Source organism: Ruegeria sp. CDSB136 (assembly GCF_059610965.1).
The window spans coordinates 267,274-284,749 of sequence record NZ_JBXWOP010000002.1; the positions used below are offsets into that span (position 1 = coordinate 267,274).

Here is a 17,476-nt window from a genome sequence, read left to right on the forward strand (position 1 = left end):
CGGCAGAAAAAACCTGGGGGCGCACCTTGTGATCGAGCTGGAGAATGTCAGCTACACCTATGGCGACGGCGAACTGCTGAGCGACGTGTCGATTCAGCTGCCGCCGGGGTCCTTCCACTTTCTGACCGGTCCTTCGGGTGCGGGCAAGACCACGTTCCTCAAACTGTGCTACGGCGCTCTGTTGCCGACATCCGGTCGTCTCAGCGCGTTTAACAGCGATATTGCCCGGCTGGACCGCGACCAGATGGCCCTGTTGCGTCGCCGGATCGGCGTGGTCCATCAGGATTGCCAGTTTCTCGACCACATGACACTGGCGGAAAACGTGGCTCTGCCGCTGATGGTTTCGGGGCGGGCCGAAACGGCCGAACAGGACAACCTGACAGAACTGCTGAGCTGGGTCGGGCTTGGATCAAGGCTCGAGGCGCATCCGCCGGAACTGTCGGGCGGCGAACGCCAGCGCGCCGCGCTGGCCCGCGCGGTGATCCTGTCGCCGGATGTGGTGCTGGCGGATGAACCCACCGGCAATGTGGACTGGGAAATGTCGCAGCGCCTGCTGCGCCTGCTGGTCGAACTGAACCGGATGGGCAAAACGGTGCTGATCGCGACCCATGACCTCAGCCTGATCCGCGCCGCCAAAAGCCAGGTACAGGCGCGTGTTCTGCGGATCTCGCAGCGCAAGCTGCAGCTCGCGGGGGCCGATCTATGAGCAATGGCACCATCCGCAACCTGCTGTCGCGCGACAAACGCGCCGACCGGGTGGTTCCGCCCACAGGGTATACCGCGCATCTGACCCTGTTCGTCTCGGGCGCGATGGGATTTCTGGCGGTATTTGCGCTGGCCCTGTCGCTGGCTTCGGGCCGCGTGGCGGATCGCTGGGCGTCGGAACTGGCCGGTGCCGCCACCTTGCGCATCAACGCCCCTGCCGGACAGCTTGCGGCCCAGACCGAAGCCGCCCTGACCGTCCTTGGCCAGACCCCTGGAGTCGCCTCGGCCCGCGCCTTGACGGATCAGGAACAGGCCGCTCTGCTATCGCCATGGTTCGGACCCGATCTGCCACTGGACACTCTGCCCGTGCCGCAACTGATCGAGATTATCGAAGGCGAACCGGGGCTGGATGCCGCCGGGCTGCGCCTTCGCCTGAGCGCCGAGGTGCCTGGCGCGGTTCTGGATGACCACACACGCTGGCGCGAACCGCTGGTTGACGCGGCCATGTCGGTGCGGCGACTGGGCTGGATTTCCATTCTGCTGATCGGCGGTGCAACCGCCGCAATGATCACGCTGGCTGCCAACGCCTCGCTGGCCGCCAACGCCCGGATCATCGAGGTCCTACGCCAGGTCGGAGCCCGCGACCGTTTCATCGCCGGAGCCTTCGTGCGCCGCTTTACCTATCGGGCGCTTCTGGGGGCCGGGATCGGAACCCTGTTTGGAATGATCGGCGTGTCACTGCTGCCCGATACCTCGGATGCGGGCGGGTTTCTGACCGGGCTCGGCTTTCAGGGGGCAGGATGGTTGCTGCCGGCCGTCATCCCGCTTCTAGGTGCTACGGTTGCGTTCTTCGCGACCTGGAGCGCCGCCCGCAGAAAACTAAAGGAGCTTTCCTGATGCGAACAGGTTTTCAATGGATTCGCTCTTTGATCTTCATGATCACAATCTATGCCTGGATGCTGATCCTTGGCGTTGTCTTCGCGCCCTATGCCCTGTTCACCAAACGCGGCGCATTGCAGGCCTGCAAGACCTACGCCCGCAGCACGATCTGGCTGGCCCGCTGGATGGTCGGCATCCGCTGCGAGGTGCGCGGATCACCCCCCCATGACGAAGTCGTCATCGGCGCCAAGCACCAGTCCTTCCTCGACATCATCATGATCTTCAGCGCCATCCCCCACGGCAAATTCATCATGAAACAAGAGCTTCTGTGGACCCCGATCATTGGCATGTATGCCCGCCGCTTGGGGTGCATTCCGGTCAACCGCGGCAAAAGGGGCGCGGCCGTGGCGAAGATGGTCAAGGATGTTGCAAAGGAATTCACCGAACCCGGACAGCTGGTGATCTACCCGCAAGGCACCCGTGTCGCGCCGGGCGTTCAGAAACCATACAAGGTCGGAACCGCGGTGCTATATGAAGGTCTCGGGTTTCCATGTGTTCCGGTGGCCACCAATGCGGGCGTTTTCTGGCCCCGCTCCGGGATCATGCGCAAGCCCGGCCTTGCGATTGTAGATTTCCTGGATCCGATCGAACCGGGTGTGGCCCGGGACGAATTTCTGGACCGGCTGGAACAGGAGATCGAGACGCGGTCGAACAGTCTGATGCGGGAAGTGGGGTTTGATCCGGATGGAGTTCATTGACGATATAACCGCGCTTGAGGCGCTTTATGGCAAACCCGGCGCGCCGTCCTTGCGCAAGGTGGTGCGCCATCTGACACCGCTTTACCGAAAATGGATCATGGCTTCACGCCTTTGTATTCTCAGCACGGTGGGCCCCGAAGGTGTCGATGGCAGCCCGCGTGGCGATGATGGCCCCGTGGTGCTGGAGCTTGACGCCAAAACTCTGGCGCTTCCGGATTGGCGTGGAAACAACAGGCTGGATTCCTTGCGCAATATCGTCCGCGACCCGCGCATTTCGCTGATGTTTATTGTGCCGGGGTCGAACAACGTCGTTCGGCTGAACGGCACCGCGCGCCTGACCGCAGACATCGGAATGCGTGACCGGTTCCTGAAACACGGAAAGACCCCGGCAACCGTCATCGTCATCGAGATTGACGAAATCTACACCCAATGCGCCCGCGCCCTGATGCGGGCCGGAACTTGGGCTGGCAGGGACGAGAGCACCGATCTGCCAACGATCGGCGAAATGCTGGCCGAAGCGTCAGGTGGCGAGGAAGGCGGCGCGGACTACGATCGTGAATGGGTCGCCCGCGCGGCAAAAACCATGTGGTAACGGGGGCTCTGCCCCCGCCGCGCGTGCCGCGCGACTCCCCCGGGGTACTTTCGGCCAGATGAAGAGCGGATCCGAACTTCATCTGGCTCCAAATATCCCGGAGCGCGAGGCAGAGCCTCGCATACCTTGGTTCAGTCTGGTGGATCCCTACGAGTGTATCGGACCGTCGCCACAGGCCAGTGCTGCCTCGCGCACTGCTTCGGAATAGGTGGGGTGGGCATGGCAGGTCAGGGCCAGATCTTCGGCCGACGCACCAAACTCCATCGCCACGCAGACCTCGTGGATCAGATCGCCGGCAGCCGGGCCGATGATATGCGCGCCCAGAATTCGGTCCGTGTCCTTGTCGGCGAGGATTTTGACAAATCCATCGGCGGCAAAATTCGCCTTGGCGCGGCCATTTCCCATGAACATGAATTTGCCGACTTTGTAGGCGCGGCCCTGTTCCTTGAGGGTCGCTTCGGTCTCGCCCACATTGGCCACCTCGGGCCAGGTGTAGATCACGCCGGGAATGACACCATAGTTGACGTGCCCATGCTTGCCTGCAACCTGCTCGGCGGCGGCCATGCCTTCGTCTTCGGCCTTGTGCGCCAGCATCGGGCCTTCGGTCACGTCACCGATGGAATAGATCCCCGGCACATTGGTCTGCCAGTCGGCCCCAACCTTGATCTGGCCGCGTGGCGTCATCTCAACACCGAGAGCGTCCAGTCCCAGTCCGTCCGAGTACGGCTTGCGCCCGGTGGCGACCAGCACGGTATCGGCTTCGATCACGTGTTCGCTGTCGTCCTTGAGCAGCTTGTAGGTCACCTTGGCTTTGGTCTTGGTGGCTTCGGTCTTCTGGACTGCCGCCCCCATGACGAATTTCAGGCCCTGTTTCTTGAGGATGCGCTGGAAGGTCTTCTGCACCTCGGGGTCCATGCCCGGCGTGATTTCCTTGAGGAATTCGATCACCGTCACCTCGGCCCCCAGGCGGCTGTAGACCGAGCCCAGTTCCAGCCCGATCACGCCGGCGCCGATGACAACCATCTTCTTCGGAATCTTGCCCAGCGACAGCGCCCCTGTCGATGTCACGACCACCTTTTCATCGACCTCGACACCCGGCAGAGCAGACGGTTCGGAGCCGGAGGCGATGATGATGTTCTTGGCCTCATGCACCTCGTCGCCCACCTTGACTTGACCGGCAGCGGGGATCGAACCCCATCCCTTCAACCAGTCGATCTTGTTCTTCTTGAACAGGAACTCGATGCCCTTGGTGTTGCCCTCGATCACCTCGTCCTTGTAGGCCTGCATCTGTTTCCAGTCGACAGAGGGGCTTTTGCCCTTCAGGCCCATCTTGGCAAAGTTATGCTCGGCCTCATGCAGCTGATGGCTGGCATGCAGCAGCGCCTTCGACGGAATGCAGCCCACATTCAGGCAGGTACCGCCCAGCGTATCGCGGCCTTCGACCACGGCGGTTTTCAGCCCCAGCTGGGAGCAACGGATGGCGCAGACATAGCCGCCGGGTCCGGCGCCGATAACGATGACATCATAATTTGCCATAATATTCTCCTAAATCGACCGGATCACCCGGTGGCCGCACGACCCGGCATCTGCGGGTCGGGGCATGTTCGTCCTTAGACGGGTTCCAACAGCTTGATCGTGATATGGGCAATGCCGCCGCGCTCGTGATGCATGGCCAGCTCCTCGGATCCGAAAAAATCCCTCGCCTTGTTCAGGTCCACCACCTCGAACATAGCAATTGCGTGATCCTTCTGATCGGGATCGCGCCAGACATGCAGGTCGCGGATGCCCGCGGCCTTGCGCATTGGCTGATCCTCGCGGAACACTTTCAGCCAGGCATCGAAATCGGCCACGTCGGCCTGCCAGAGTACATGTGTCGCCATGATTACAGATCCATCAGGAGGCGGCGCGGATCTTCCAGCGCCTCTTTTACACGTACAAGGAAGGTCACGGCGCCTTTGCCGTCAACGATCCGGTGATCGTAGGACAGCGCCAGATACATCATCGGGCGGATCTTGATCTCACCATTGATGACCATCGGACGATCCTGGATCTTGTGCATGCCCAGAATACCCGATTGCGGGGGGTTCAGGATCGGCGACGACATCAGAGAGCCGTAGACACCACCGTTCGAGATGGTGAAGGTGCCGCCCTGCATTTCGGCCATCGACAGCTTACCGTCACGGGCGCGCTTGCCTTTTTCGGCGATGGCTTTTTCGATTGCTGCAAAGGACATGCTGTCAGCATCACGGATGACCGGAACAACCAGACCTTGAGGCGTGCCGGCGGCAACCCCCATGTGCACGAAGTTCTTGTAGACGATATCGGTGCCGTCGATCTCGGCGTTGACTTCCGGAACTTCTTTCAGCGCGTGGCAGCAGGCCTTGGTGAAGAAGGACATGAAGCCAAGCCGCACACCGTGCTTCTTCTCGAACTGCTCCTTGTACTGGTTGCGCAGGGCCATCACCTCGGTCATGTCCACCTCGTTATAGGTGGTCAGGATCGCTGCGGTGTTCTGTGCATCCTTCAGGCGCTTGGCGATGGTCTGGCGCAGACGGGTCATGCGCACGCGCTCCTCGCGGGCCTCGTCCTCGGCGGCAACCGGTGCGCGCTGGGCCTGGGCAGCGGGGGCGGGCACAGCCGCCGCAGGCGCTGGGGCTGTAGCCGCTGCAACAGCTTTTGCCACGTCTTCCTTCATGATGCGGCCATCGCGGCCCGTGCCCGTGACCTGATCGGAGGACAGACCGGCCTCGGCCATCGCCTTTTCGGCGGACGGCGCGTTTGCAACGTCCTTGCCAGCGCTGGCCGCCGCCGGAGCAGCCGCAGCGGCAGCAACAGCCGGTGCGGGCGCCGCGCCAGCGGCCGCGCCCGAGATCACCGCCAGTTTCGCGGTTGCATCCACGGTTGACCCTTCGGGTGCCACGATTTCGGCCAGAACGCCGGCTGCCGGGGCCGGGACCTCGACTGACACCTTGTCGGTCTCCAACTCACACAGCATCTCGTCCTGGGCCACGGTGTCACCAACCTGCTTGAACCAGGTGGATACGGTTGCTTCGGTAACGGACTCGCCCAAAGTCGGGACCATCACGTCGACGCTGCCTCCGGATGCTGCCGGTGCTGCCGCCGGAGCCGGGGCGGCCGCAGCAGGCGCAGGGGCGGCGCCTTCACCGGCGGTAATGGTGGCCAGCAGGGCGTTCACGCCAACCGTTTCACCCTCTGCCGCTACAATCTCGCCCATCACGCCTGCGGCGGGCGAGGGTACTTCAACTGTCACCTTGTCGGTTTCCAGTTCACACAGCATCTCGTCCACTGCCACGGCGTCGCCGGGTTTCTTGAACCATGTTGCGACCGTGGCTTCTGTGACGGATTCGCCAAGCGTGGGAACACGAACTTCAATCGTCATCGCTTACTTTCCTTCAATGCTCAGCGCTTCGTTCACGAGCGCCTCTTGTTGGGCTTTGTGTTGGCTGGCCAGACCCGTCGCGGGCGAGGCCGAGGTTGCGCGACCGGCATAGACTGGGCGAGTATGTTTTGCGCCGATACGGGTCAGCACCCATTCGATATTGGGTTCGATAAAGGACCAAGCGCCCTGGTTTTTGGGTTCTTCTTGACACCAGACCATTTCGGCACCCTTGAAGCGCTCAAGCTCGTTGATCAGCGAATGCGCCGGGAACGGGTAATACTGCTCGATCCGCATCAGATAGACGTCATCAATGCCGCGTGCGTCGCGTTCCTCCAGCAGGTCGAAATAGACCTTGCCGGAACACATGACGACGCGTTTGATCTTGTCGTCCGCAACCAGCTTGGTGTCCGAATTACCTTTCTGCGCGTCGTCCCACAGCACCCGGTGGAAGCTTGAGCCGGTGGTGAAATCCTCGGCCGTGCTGACCGCCAGCTTGTGGCGCAGCAACGATTTGGGCGTCACCAGGATCAGCGGCTTGCGGAAGGTGCGGTGCAGCTGACGGCGCAGGATGTGGAAGTAGTTCGCAGGCGTCGTACAGTTCGCCACGATCCAGTTGTCCTGACCGCACATCTGCAAGAACCGCTCCAGACGGGCCGAGCTGTGTTCAGGTCCTTGACCTTCGAACCCATGCGGCAGCAGTGTGACCAGACCGGACATCCGCAGCCATTTGCTTTCGCCCGAGCTGATGAACTGGTCGAACATGATCTGGGCACCGTTGGCAAAGTCACCAAACTGCGCCTCCCAAAGAACCAGTGCGTTGGGTTCGGCCAGCGAATAACCGTATTCGAAACCCAGAACCGCATATTCGGACAGCATCGAGTCAATCACGTCATATTGCGACTGGCCCGCGCGAATATGGTTCAGCGGGTAATAACGCTCTTCGGTTTCCTGGTGGACGAAACCCGAGTGGCGCTGGCTGAACGTGCCGCGCGTCGCGTCCTGACCTGCCAGTCGCACCGGGTAGCCCTCGGTCAGCAACGACCCGAAGGCCAGCGCCTCGCCCGTGGCCCAGTCGAACCCTTGACCCGACTCGAACATCTGTTTCTTGTGATCCAGCAGACGACCCACGGTCTTGTGCAGGGCAAAGCCCTCGGGTGCACGGGTCAGCGCACCTCCGATTTCGCTCAGCGTTTCGGGTGTGATGGCCGTCTCGCCGCGCATGTATTCTTCTTTGTTCTTGTCCAGATGAGACCAGCGCCCGTCCAGCCAGTCGGCCTTGTTGGGTTTATAGTCCTTTCCGGCCTCGAACTCATTGTTCAGATGCGCCTGGAAGGCCGCCTTCATGTCCTCGATCTCGCCCTCGGGGATCAGGCCGTCCTTGACCAGCCGCTCGGTATAAAGCGACAGCGTGGTCTTATGCGTCTTGATCTTCTTGTACATAATCGGGTTGGTGAACATGGGCTCGTCGCCCTCGTTGTGCCCGAACCGGCGATAGCAGAAGATGTCGATGACCACGTCCTTGTGGAACTTCTGACGGAACTCGGTTGCCACCTTGGCGGCATGTACCACGGCCTCGGGGTCGTCGCCATTCACGTGGAAGATCGGTGCCTCGACCATCAGCGCGATATCGGTGGGATAGGGGCTGGAGCGCGAGAAGTGCGGCGCGGTCGTGAAACCGATCTGGTTGTTCACGACGATGTGCATGGTGCCGCCGGTCTTGTGCCCGCGCAGACCCGACAGACCGAACCCTTCGGCCACGACACCCTGACCGGCAAAGGCCGCATCGCCATGCAGCAGAATGGCCATCACCTTGGTGCGGTCGGTGTCGTTCAACTGATCCTGCTTGGCGCGGACCTTGCCCAGAACCACCGGGTTCACCGCCTCAAGGTGCGATGGGTTGGCGGTCAGCGACAGGTGCACCGAGTTGCCATCGAACTCGCGGTCGCTGGACGCGCCGAGGTGGTATTTCACGTCGCCCGAACCGTCCACGTCCTCGGGCTTGAAACTGCCGCCCTGGAACTCGTTGAAGATGGCGCGATAGGGTTTGCCCATCACGTTGGCCAGAATGTTCAGACGGCCCCGGTGCGGCATCCCGATCACGATATCGCTCAGACCCAGCGCGCCGCCGCGCTTGATGATCTGTTCCATCGCGGGGATCAGCGCCTCACCGCCGTCCAGACCGAACCGCTTAGTACCCATGTATTTGACGTGCAGGAACTTTTCGAACCCTTCTGCCTCGACCATCTTGTTCAGGATCGCCTTGCGGCCTTCCTTGGTGAAGGCGATCTCCTTGCCGTATCCCTCGATCCGTTCTTTCAGCCATGCGGCCTCTTCCGGGTCAGAGATATGCATGTATTGCAGTGCGAAGGTGCCGCAATAGGTCCGCTTCACGATCTCGACGATCTGACGCATGCTGGCCATCTGCAGGCCCAGAACGTTGTCGATGAAGATCGGACGGTCCATGTCGGCATCGGTAAAGCCGTAGGTCCTTGGGTCCAGCTCGGGGTGGTTGCTGGCGGCGCGCATGCCAAGCGGGTCCAGATCGGCCGCCAGGTGGCCCCGGATACGATAGGCCCGGATCAGCATCAGCGCCCGCAGGCTGTCCAGCACCGCGCGCTTGATCTGATCGTCGCTGACCTCGACACCCTTGGCCGCAGCCTTGTCCTTGATCTTCTTGCCTGCCGCCTTGGCGTCGATCTCGGCCCATTCGCCGGTCAGCGCACCCGTCAGGTCATCCGCCGGCACTGGCGGCCAGTCCGTGCGCGCCCAGGATGGCCCTTCCGCTTCTTTCTGCACATCCGGCGCGTCGTCGCCCATGGCTTTGAAGAACTCGGCCCAGGCGGCATCCACCGCACCGGGGTTCTTGGTGTACTGGGCGTAAAGCTGCTCCAGATATTCGGCATTGTGCCCCTGCATGAAGCTCGAGGCATGAAAGGCTGAGTTGGGCGAATGTTCGGTCATTGGGCTACCTCATATGGGTTGGGACCGTATTGGTTGGTGCCTGGCTGGCTGGGGCGGGTCAGCCACCACAGCACCAGAAGGGGCGACACAAACAGAACAAGCAGTGTCGGAATGACGATAAGCAGCGTGGCACGTGTCAGCAGAATATCCATCGTACCACCGTGGAACTGGTTGGCGAGGCCGATGCCAAAGATCAGAACCGCAAACGCGCCCACGATCAGCAGGATCGGCAGCAAAGCATAAAGCCCGCTGCGCCCGGTGTCGTGCATCCGGCGGAAGGCCACGGCCAGATGCGGAAAGAACACGATCAGGCCGACAATGCTCTGCACAGGTTGCCGGGACGTGGCGGCGACGGACTTGACCTCATCGCTTTCGCTGACAGCGACCTGAGTGAAGAACTGCCAGTCGATGATCCCGGCAATGATGTTCCAGATCACGATGAACAGGAAAAAGAACCAGTATTCGGGCCGCGAAGCACGACCCGAGAAGGTAAGGAACTTGCCGAAACAGGTGCGGATGGCGTCAGAGAAAGTCATGACAGTCCCAATCGGAGCTCAAGGCTATGAGACATTATTCGTCTCCCATCTGGTTCTCAGTGTGTTGCCAAATTGAGGCGACAACCATGAGTTCCCCGGGAAACTCTTGTTGGAGTTCCATGCTTATGTGCGCGGTGTCCCAAAGGTAAATCTCTACATTTTGTTCAATGCCATTGTGGTAATTGTTCCAAGTTCCAACACGAGCAACAAGTGAGCTCTCAAAGTTGGCAGACTTAAGGTTCCGTTGTAGGTGTGCGAAGAGACGGGGCGCAGTTTCTTGGATATAGAAAAAGGTGCAGGTAGTTCTTTCAAATTTCGGAAGATTATCTGCTTGAATACTAACTAAGTCTTGCGTGGAACTGTTTCGGAAAACAGCGCCACCGGAAAAGCTTGAAGCGGAAGTATTGCGGGCCATCTGCTGTTCGACGCGTCTAATCGCAATCTTGGCGGTCTCTTCGAAAGATTGCTGCCTATGGGGGTTATTTGGCCGCCGGGCTTTGAACAGGAAATGCTCGGTCGCAAGTATCTCTTTTTCATCTAGCGAGAGTTCGACTGGCATCACTTGTTGCCAGCCGAGACTTTGCAAATTGGCGTAAGCCGACTCTTCATCCAGTTGCATACACGCGAATGCGGCACGCTCGCTGGCGGTTTGTGCAAGTGCTGGCGTCGTAAAGCTCGCGACAGCACCTATGCAAATGGCCAAACCCCAATGGATGCTAAGCCGGTCAGAGGTCATGATTTATCCAATCGCTTCCAGCACAGCCTCACCCAGCTGTGCCGGGCTTTCGGCCACGACGATACCGGCCGAGCGCATGGCTTCGATCTTGTCCTCGGCACCGCCTTTGCCACCGGCAACGATCGCGCCCGCGTGGCCCATGCGACGGCCCGGAGGGGCTGTGCGGCCCGCGATGAAACCGGCGGTTGGCTTTTTGCGGCCCTTCTTGGCCTCGTCTGCCAGGAACTGCGCGGCTTCTTCCTCGGCGGAACCACCGATCTCACCGATCATGATAATCGACTCGGTCTCGTCATCTGCTAGGAACCATTCCAGCACGTCGATATGCTCGGTGCCTTTGATCGGGTCGCCGCCGATGCCCACACAGGTAGACTGGCCCAGACCCACATCGGTGGTCTGCTTGACGGCCTCATAGGTCAGCGTGCCCGAACGCGACACAACACCGACCGAGCCGCGCTTGTGGATGTGGCCGGGCATGATGCCGATCTTGCAGGCGTCGGGCGTGATGACACCGGGGCAGTTCGGGCCGATCAGACGCGATTTCGAACCTTCCAGAGCACGCTTAACCTTCATCATGTCCAGAACCGGGATGCCTTCGGTGATGCAGACGATCACTTCCATCTCGGCATCGATCGCTTCGAGGATCGAGTCGGCTGCAAACGGCGGGGGAACGTAGATCACGCTGGCGTTGGCTTCGGTCACATGCTTGGCCTCGTGGACCGAGTTGAACACGGGCAGGTCAAGATGGGTCATGCCACCTTTGCCCGGGGTCACACCGCCGACCATCTTGGTGCCATAGGCGATGGCCTGCTCAGAGTGGAATGTGCCCTGCGAGCCGGTGAAGCCCTGACAGATGACTTTGGTGTTTTCGTCGATGAGGACTGCCATTTACTTTCCTTTGTTCCTGCTAGCCGGGATAGGTCATAGAGACGCGCACAGTGCCCGGAGTTTCATATCTGTGGTTGTTCTGGATGGTTGAGAGTTCGATGATCAACGGCATGCCGCCGTCCAGTGAGATATGCCAGCTTGTCGGGCTGAACTGCTCAGTCGTCGGAAAATACTGGTAAAGCGTTCGGCCCACGATCGCCGCCATGTCCGCCTGATTCAGATGGGTTGTGTACACAGTGCAAAGACCGGCGGGACGGCTGGTATCGTCCACCTCGGCATGCGCCGTGTTTGCGGGTGCGTCGAAATAGTGGCTGCTGCCCCGATGAATGCCGTATTCGTTCACGCCGCGATCGACCTTGCGATAGGTGAACCCTGCCGCCGGAAAGGCCTGCGCGGCCTGCGCCCGACGGAACATCACCTCGACACACCAATAGGTCAGGCCGGTGACATTGGCCTGCGCCGCATCACGCAGCGTTACGCCCTGCTGCGCCAGAACCGGTTGCGCCAGCGTCAAAAGCGATATGAATGCCCAACGGATCATGACAGGGTTTCAGCGCCTTTCATGACGCACCTCTGTGCCGCTCGAGGGCGGCGATGACCTGTTCGCGTAACCAAATGCCCAATGACCGCTGGTTCTGCCCCGCCGGGCTTTGCAGATACTCGGGGTCCAGGTTGATCTCGCCTGTTTCCGAAATGGTCTCAACGGGGTCTTCGAAATTAAATGGCGCGGCGCAGGGGTTGAACCTTTGAAAGCCAGCATTGGCTCTTAGCCTTCCATTGACGGGAACGTAATGCATTGTGGTCAACAGGTAGGGTGTCCCGCTTCGCACGAAATTTTCGAAGAAGGCCCAGCGCAGCCACCATTTCAGGTGAAACAGGCAATCCCGGCACATCATCAGGTCGACCCGGGGCAACGGATCGGACGTGATGTCCAGATGCATGAAGGAACGACCCGGTGCCCCGTGCCGGGCTTTGACCGCGTCAACCACCTCAAGCGAGATATCGCCGCCGGTATAGTCGATGCCCGTCAGATCCACATGCTGCATCCATGTCCAGTCCCCACAGGGCGCATCAAGAAAGGTCCGGACCCGATAACTTTCAAAGATCCCGGGCAGTGCCGCGCGTAGCGGAGCCGTCGCCTCAAGCGTCGAGCCCTGACCCGAGCGCGGCCCTTTATGGCGCCCCGCCCAGCTCAAGTTTTCAAACGCGTTTCTCAGACCGCTGCGCATCCCGGATGTCCTATCAGCCCCTGTGGTTGAACCAGCTACCCGAGCTTACCCCTTGACCGCCTTCACGATCTTCTCGGCACCGTCTTTCAGGTTGTCTGCCGCAATCACGTCCAGGCCGGAGGTGTTGATGATCTCTTTGCCCTTCTCGACATTCGTGCCTTCCAGGCGCACGACCAGCGGTACTTTCAGGCCGACTTCTTTCACAGCCGCGACAACGCCCTCGGCAATTACGTCACAACGCATGATGCCGCCGAAGATGTTGACCAGAATGCCTTTGACGTTCGGATCGCTGGTGATGATCTTGAACGCTTCGGTCACTTTCTCTTTGGTAGCACCGCCGCCAACGTCCAGGAAGTTGGCGGGCTCGGCCCCATAGAGCTTGATGATATCCATCGTCGCCATCGCCAGACCCGCGCCGTTGACCATGCAGCCGATCTCACCGTCCAGCGCGATGTAGTTCAGGTCGTATTTCGACGCTTCCAGTTCCTTGGGATCTTCCTCGGTCGTGTCGCGCAGTTCGGCGATATCGGGGTGGCGGTAGACCGCGTTGCCGTCAAAGCCGACCTTGGCGTCCAGCACCTTGAGGTCGCCCTTGTCCGAGATGATCAACGGGTTGATCTCCAGCATCTCCATGTCCTTCTCGACGAAGGCGTTATAGAGCTGGTTCATCAGCTTGACGCATTGCTTGACCTGCGCGCCTTCCAGACCCAGCGAGAAAGCGATGCGGCGGCCGTGATAGGCCTGATAGCCGGTTGCGGGATCAACTGAGAAGGACAGGATTTTCTCGGGCGTGGCTGCGGCCACCTCTTCGATGTCCATGCCGCCTTCGGTCGAGCATACGAACGAGATGCGGCTGGTCTGGCGGTCCACCAGCAGGGCCAGGTACAGTTCACGCTCGATGCCCGAACCGGCTTCGATATAGATGCGGTTGACCTGCTTGCCAGCCGGGCCGGTCTGATGGGTGACCAGTGTGCGGCCCAGCATCTTCTTGGCTTCTTCGGCGGCTTCCTCCACCGACTTGGTCAGACGGACGCCGCCCTTTTCGCCGGCATCGGCTTCCTTGAATGAGCCCTTGCCGCGCCCACCCGCATGGATCTGCGCTTTGACGACCCAAAGCGGTCCATCCAGTTCACCGGCTGCGGTTTTGGCTTCCTCGGCGCGCAGAACCGCGCGACCCTCGGAGACCGGAGCGCCATAGCTGCGAAGAAGAGCCTTGGCCTGATATTCGTGAATGTTCATCGAAACTGTCCCGTCTGACTACGATTAAACCGTTATAGGGGGGTCTAAGGGACAAGTTTAAAGGGTTTTTTGATGGGGGTGGGGAAATTGGCGAAGATTTTTCGGATTTGTGATCACAGCGTTTTACCGTGTGATCACAAAATTCAACCGCCGTCGTCATTGATTCGAAAGTTCTTTGACCGCTCTGGAAAACATATTCAAAAAAGGCATTTGCGACGTTTGCGCCAACACTGCCGATTGGGTTTTGTTCTGAAATCCGTCGTCGTCCGGATAGTATGAAAAAAGAGCCGGCCCGAAACGGACCGGCTCAGCTTTAGTGCAGGCGCGAGATTAGCTCAGCGAGCCGTCGATGCCCTTGCAGGCTTCGATCAGACCTTTGACGGCGTTGACCGAGTTGTCGAACCCCGCCTGCTCGTCTTCGTTCAGCTTGATGTCGACGATCCGCTCGATGCCGCCGGCACCGATAACGGTCGGCACACCAACATACATCCCATCGACGCCGAACTCACCGTTGCAATAGGCCGCGCAAGGCAGAACGCGCTTTTGGTCTTTCAGATAGGCCTCGGCCATTTCGATCGCCGAGGTGGCGGGCGCGTAATAAGCCGAACCGGTTTTCAGCAGGCCAACGATTTCGGCGCCGCCGTCACGGGTGCGCTGCACGATGGCGTCCAGTTTCTCCTGCGTGGTCCAGCCCATCTCGACCAGATCGGGCAGCGGGATGCCGGCGACGGTCGAATAACGGACCGACGGCACCATGGTGTCGCCGTGGCCGCCCAGGACAAAGGCGGTGACGTCGCGCATCGAGACGTTGAACTCTTCCGACAGGAAATGCGCAAAGCGCGCCGAATCCAGAACGCCCGCCATACCGCAGACCTTGTTGTGGGGCAGACCCGAGAATTCGCGCAGGGCCCAGACCATCGCGTCCAGCGGGTTGGTGATGCAGATCACGAATGCGTCGGGGGCGTGGGCCGCGATGCCTTCGCCGACCGACTTCATGACTTTCAGGTTGATGCCCAGCAGGTCATCGCGGCTCATCCCCGGCTTGCGGGCCACGCCTGCGGTGACGATGCAGACATCAGCGCCCGCGATATCCGCATAGTCGCTTGTGCCGGACATGGCCGCGTCAAAGCCCTCGGACGGGCCGGACTCGGCAATGTCGAGCGCTTTGCCCTGCGGCAGCCCGTCAGCAATGTCAAACAGGACAACGTCACCCAGTTCCTTGACAGCTGCAAGGTGCGCGAGCGTGCCGCCGATGTTCCCCGCGCCGATCAGCGCAATCTTGGGTCTGGCCATTTGGAATATCTCCGGTCGGTTTTGAAATCGCGGTTTTGCTAGTCCTTAAATGGGTTTCGCGCAAGGGCCGCGCAGCGCGGCATGCGACCGCATACCGTTTGCGCCGGGCAATCAGTTTGCGCTAAACCGGCTGGGAAATATGCCAAATCGGGGCCGCCCGCATGTTCGATCTGAACCTGATGTTTTTTGCCGTGGCGATCCCGGCGGTGATATTTGCGGGGATTTCCAAGGGCGGTTTCGGCTCGGGCGTGGCTTTTGCGTCCTCGTCGATTCTGGCGCTGATCCTCGAGCCGGGGCAGTCGCTTGCCCTGATGCTGCCGATCCTGATGGTGATCGACGTGGCCACCCTGGGGCCCTACTGGAAACGCTGGAGCTGGCCGGATTCGCGCCTGTTGATCCTGGGTGGCGTGCCAGGCGTGGCGCTGGGCGCATGGCTCTATCGCGCCACCGATGACGACCTGCTGCGGCTTCTTATCGGCGGGATCTCGGTCGGGTTCGTGATCTGGCATGTCGCGCAAACCCGGGGCTGGATGCGCGGCTTCGCCAACCGGCTGCCGCCTTCGGCAGGTCTGACAGCCGGTCTGGTCGCAGGCTTCACCAGCTTTGTCAGCCACGCCGGCGGCCCGCCCGCCGCCGTCTATCTTCTGTCACAGCGCCTGTCGAAGACCGAGTTTCAGGCCTCGACCGTTCTGGTGTTCTGGGTGATCAACGTCGCCAAGTTCATCCCCTATGCTTTTCTCGGCCTGTTCACCTGGCATACCGCGCTGGCGGACCTTCTGCTGGCACCCTTCGCAATTCTCGGCGCCTGGCTGGGCGTCCGAGCGCACTGGATGATGTCCGAGCGCCTGTTCTTTGGCATCGCCTACGTCCTGCTGACCCTGACCGGAACCAAGCTGATCTGGGATGCGCTGACCTGACGGGTCAGATCTTGTCACCTTTTGGCGGCAGCGCATCCGCCAGCGCCTCATAGGATTGACCTGATGCGACCAGACACGCCATACCGTCAGGCAAGGTGACGATGATGGTCCAACTGCCGGTTTCGTCTGACGCGTAGATCTCCATCACCGCGCCTTGGCGGGCAATTCCGATGCCTTTTCGTGTTTCGCCGTATGTGGCCGCCAACCGCTCGATTACGTCCGGGCGCAGGGCGCAGGTGCCCGGCCGGGCAAAGACCTGCTGCGCGGCGGCGACCATGATTATCAGACCCAATGTCATCCTCAGAACCGTCATCCTCATATCCGACCCCTTTGCTGTAAGACCTCAAAAGCTGGCGGCAGAGGTGTGAAATCCGGTTAAGCCGCCGAGCGTTGCGTGCCGATGCTGCGCTGCGGCGATTTTTGCCTTGAACTTTCCGGTAAAAAATGCCCCATTCCGCGCAACATTATTTCTTTGGGAGAAGCCAGATGGACCCGCGCCAGCGCCCCTATCGTTCCGTTCTTTATATCCCCGGTTCGAAAGAACGGGCGCTGGACAAGGCGCGCACTCTGCCTGTGGACGCGATTATTTTCGATCTGGAGGATGCGGTTGCAGCAGACGAAAAGGACAATGCGCGCGAAACGCTGAAAGGTGTTCTGGCCCAAGGCGGTTACGGCAACAGGGTTCGGATCGTGCGAATCAACGGGCTCGACACCGAATGGGGCCGCGCCGATGCCGAGGCCGTGCGCGACATGGACGCAGACGTCGTGCTGCTGCCCAAGGTCAACTCTGCCGCAGATGTGGACGCGCTGGCGGCCATCACCGGCGATCTGCCAATTTGGGCGATGATGGAAACCCCGCGCGGCATGCTGAACGCGGCTGAAATCGCGGCGCATCCCCTGATGGCCGGATTTGTCATGGGAACCAACGATCTGGCCAAGGAACTGCAAACCCGGTTCCGCCCGGACCGGCTGCCTCTGATGACCTCATTGGGCCTGTGCCTGCTGGCCGCCAAGGCCGAGGGCCTCATTATCGTCGACGGCGTCTACAACGCCTTCAAGGACAATGACGGGTTGGCCGCCGAATGCGCGCAGGGTCGCGACATGGGCTTTGACGGCAAGACGCTGATCCACCCGGCGCAGGTCGACGTCACCAATGCGGCCTATGCGCCATCGGACGCCGAGATCGATCTGGCCCGTCGTCAGATCACCGCGTTTGAAGAGGTCGAGGCCCAGGGGCAGGGGGTTGCTGTCGTCGATGGGAAGATTGTTGAAAACCTTCACGTTGTAACCGCACGGGAAATTCTGGCAAAAGCAGAGGCAATATTGGCTTTGCAAGCGGGGTAGCC

18 protein-coding genes are annotated in these 17,476 nt (G+C 60.6%); 6 read left to right on the top strand and 12 right to left on the bottom strand.

Going from position 1 to position 17,476, the window contains the following annotated elements; translation table 11 throughout:
• The first annotated feature begins 28 nt into the window (after window positions 1–28).
• From AC2FIR_RS03775 to AC2FIR_RS03790, 4 genes are read left to right on the top strand one after another with little or no spacing between them, the layout of a single operon-like run.
• Entirely contained in the window at window positions 29–706 is a 678-nt protein-coding gene (locus AC2FIR_RS03775) for a cell division ATP-binding protein FtsE (RefSeq protein ID WP_170614460.1), read from the top strand.
• Window positions 703–1,602 (top strand): cell division protein FtsX, encoded by a 900-nt coding sequence (locus AC2FIR_RS03780; protein WP_170614392.1) that lies wholly within the window; start codon window positions 703–705, stop codon window positions 1,600–1,602. The genes AC2FIR_RS03775 and AC2FIR_RS03780 overlap by 4 nt, the downstream gene beginning before the upstream one ends.
• The gene (locus tag AC2FIR_RS03785) at window positions 1,602–2,342 is read left to right on the top strand and encodes a lysophospholipid acyltransferase family protein (protein ID WP_480912518.1); all 741 of its coding nucleotides are present in this window, start codon (window positions 1,602–1,604) and stop codon (window positions 2,340–2,342) included. The genes AC2FIR_RS03780 and AC2FIR_RS03785 overlap by 1 nt, the downstream gene beginning before the upstream one ends.
• Window positions 2,329–2,934 carry a pyridoxamine 5'-phosphate oxidase family protein gene (locus AC2FIR_RS03790; protein WP_496744947.1) on the top strand — a complete coding sequence of 202 codons (606 nt, stop codon included), beginning with the start codon at window positions 2,329–2,331 and terminating at the stop codon, window positions 2,932–2,934. Before AC2FIR_RS03785 ends, AC2FIR_RS03790 begins: the two co-directional genes overlap by 14 nt.
• Before the next feature lie 147 nt (window positions 2,935–3,081).
• Here the strand turns inward: AC2FIR_RS03790 and lpdA are convergent, their stop codons facing one another.
• The 11 genes from lpdA to mdh form a co-directional block, all read right to left on the bottom strand.
• Complete coding sequence (gene lpdA / locus AC2FIR_RS03795) at window positions 3,082–4,470, bottom strand: dihydrolipoyl dehydrogenase (RefSeq protein ID WP_170614395.1); 1,389 nt, start codon at window positions 4,468–4,470, stop codon at window positions 3,082–3,084.
• A 74-nt stretch (window positions 4,471–4,544) separates the two neighbouring features.
• Entirely contained in the window at window positions 4,545–4,814 is a 270-nt protein-coding gene (locus AC2FIR_RS03800) for a hypothetical protein (RefSeq protein WP_170614396.1), read from the bottom strand.
• A 2-nt stretch (window positions 4,815–4,816) separates the two neighbouring features.
• A complete protein-coding gene (odhB, locus tag AC2FIR_RS03805; protein WP_170614397.1) occupies window positions 4,817–6,334 on the bottom strand; it encodes a 2-oxoglutarate dehydrogenase complex dihydrolipoyllysine-residue succinyltransferase in 1,518 nt (505 codons plus the stop codon).
• 3 nt (window positions 6,335–6,337) lie between these two features.
• Window positions 6,338–9,295: a 2-oxoglutarate dehydrogenase E1 component gene (locus tag AC2FIR_RS03810; protein WP_321249281.1), complete on the bottom strand. Its 2,958-nt coding sequence runs from the start codon at window positions 9,293–9,295 to the stop codon at window positions 6,338–6,340.
• Window positions 9,292–9,831: a DUF805 domain-containing protein gene (locus AC2FIR_RS03815; protein ID WP_170807415.1), complete on the bottom strand. Its 540-nt coding sequence runs from the start codon at window positions 9,829–9,831 to the stop codon at window positions 9,292–9,294. Before AC2FIR_RS03815 ends, AC2FIR_RS03810 begins: the two co-directional genes overlap by 4 nt.
• A 34-nt stretch (window positions 9,832–9,865) precedes the next feature.
• Entirely contained in the window at window positions 9,866–10,567 is a 702-nt protein-coding gene (locus tag AC2FIR_RS03820; protein WP_496744945.1) for a hypothetical protein, read from the bottom strand.
• 3 nt (window positions 10,568–10,570) lie between these two features.
• Window positions 10,571–11,452, bottom strand: a complete 882-nt coding sequence (sucD, locus tag AC2FIR_RS03825) for a succinate--CoA ligase subunit alpha (RefSeq protein ID WP_058278790.1) — start codon at window positions 11,450–11,452, stop codon at window positions 10,571–10,573.
• A 19-nt stretch (window positions 11,453–11,471) separates the two neighbouring features.
• Complete coding sequence (locus AC2FIR_RS03830) at window positions 11,472–11,993, bottom strand: hypothetical protein (RefSeq protein WP_170807417.1); 522 nt, start codon at window positions 11,991–11,993, stop codon at window positions 11,472–11,474.
• 19 nt (window positions 11,994–12,012) lie between these two features.
• A complete protein-coding gene (locus AC2FIR_RS03835; protein WP_496744943.1) occupies window positions 12,013–12,681 on the bottom strand; it encodes a class I SAM-dependent methyltransferase in 669 nt (222 codons plus the stop codon).
• Window positions 12,682–12,726: 45 nt separating this feature from the next.
• On the bottom strand, window positions 12,727–13,920 hold the full coding sequence (gene sucC, locus AC2FIR_RS03840) for an ADP-forming succinate--CoA ligase subunit beta (RefSeq protein WP_170614402.1): 1,194 nt from the start codon (window positions 13,918–13,920) through the stop codon (window positions 12,727–12,729).
• Window positions 13,921–14,250: 330 nt separating this feature from the next.
• On the bottom strand, window positions 14,251–15,213 hold the full coding sequence (gene mdh / locus AC2FIR_RS03845) for a malate dehydrogenase (protein ID WP_170614403.1): 963 nt from the start codon (window positions 15,211–15,213) through the stop codon (window positions 14,251–14,253).
• 161 nt (window positions 15,214–15,374) lie between these two features.
• Here mdh and AC2FIR_RS03850 point away from each other — a divergent pair, with 161 nt between their 5' ends.
• Window positions 15,375–16,130, top strand: coding sequence for a sulfite exporter TauE/SafE family protein (locus AC2FIR_RS03850; RefSeq protein ID WP_480912507.1), 756 nt, complete (start codon window positions 15,375–15,377; stop codon window positions 16,128–16,130).
• A 4-nt stretch (window positions 16,131–16,134) separates the two neighbouring features.
• Here the strand turns inward: AC2FIR_RS03850 and AC2FIR_RS03855 are convergent, their stop codons facing one another.
• A complete protein-coding gene (locus AC2FIR_RS03855; RefSeq protein ID WP_170807421.1) occupies window positions 16,135–16,449 on the bottom strand; it encodes a hypothetical protein in 315 nt (104 codons plus the stop codon).
• A gap of 167 nt (window positions 16,450–16,616) precedes the next feature.
• On the opposite strand from AC2FIR_RS03855, the gene AC2FIR_RS03860 reads away from it, so the two are divergent.
• Window positions 16,617–17,474, top strand: a complete 858-nt coding sequence (locus AC2FIR_RS03860) for an HpcH/HpaI aldolase/citrate lyase family protein (protein WP_496744940.1) — start codon at window positions 16,617–16,619, stop codon at window positions 17,472–17,474.
• Window positions 17,475–17,476 lie beyond the last annotated feature (2 nt).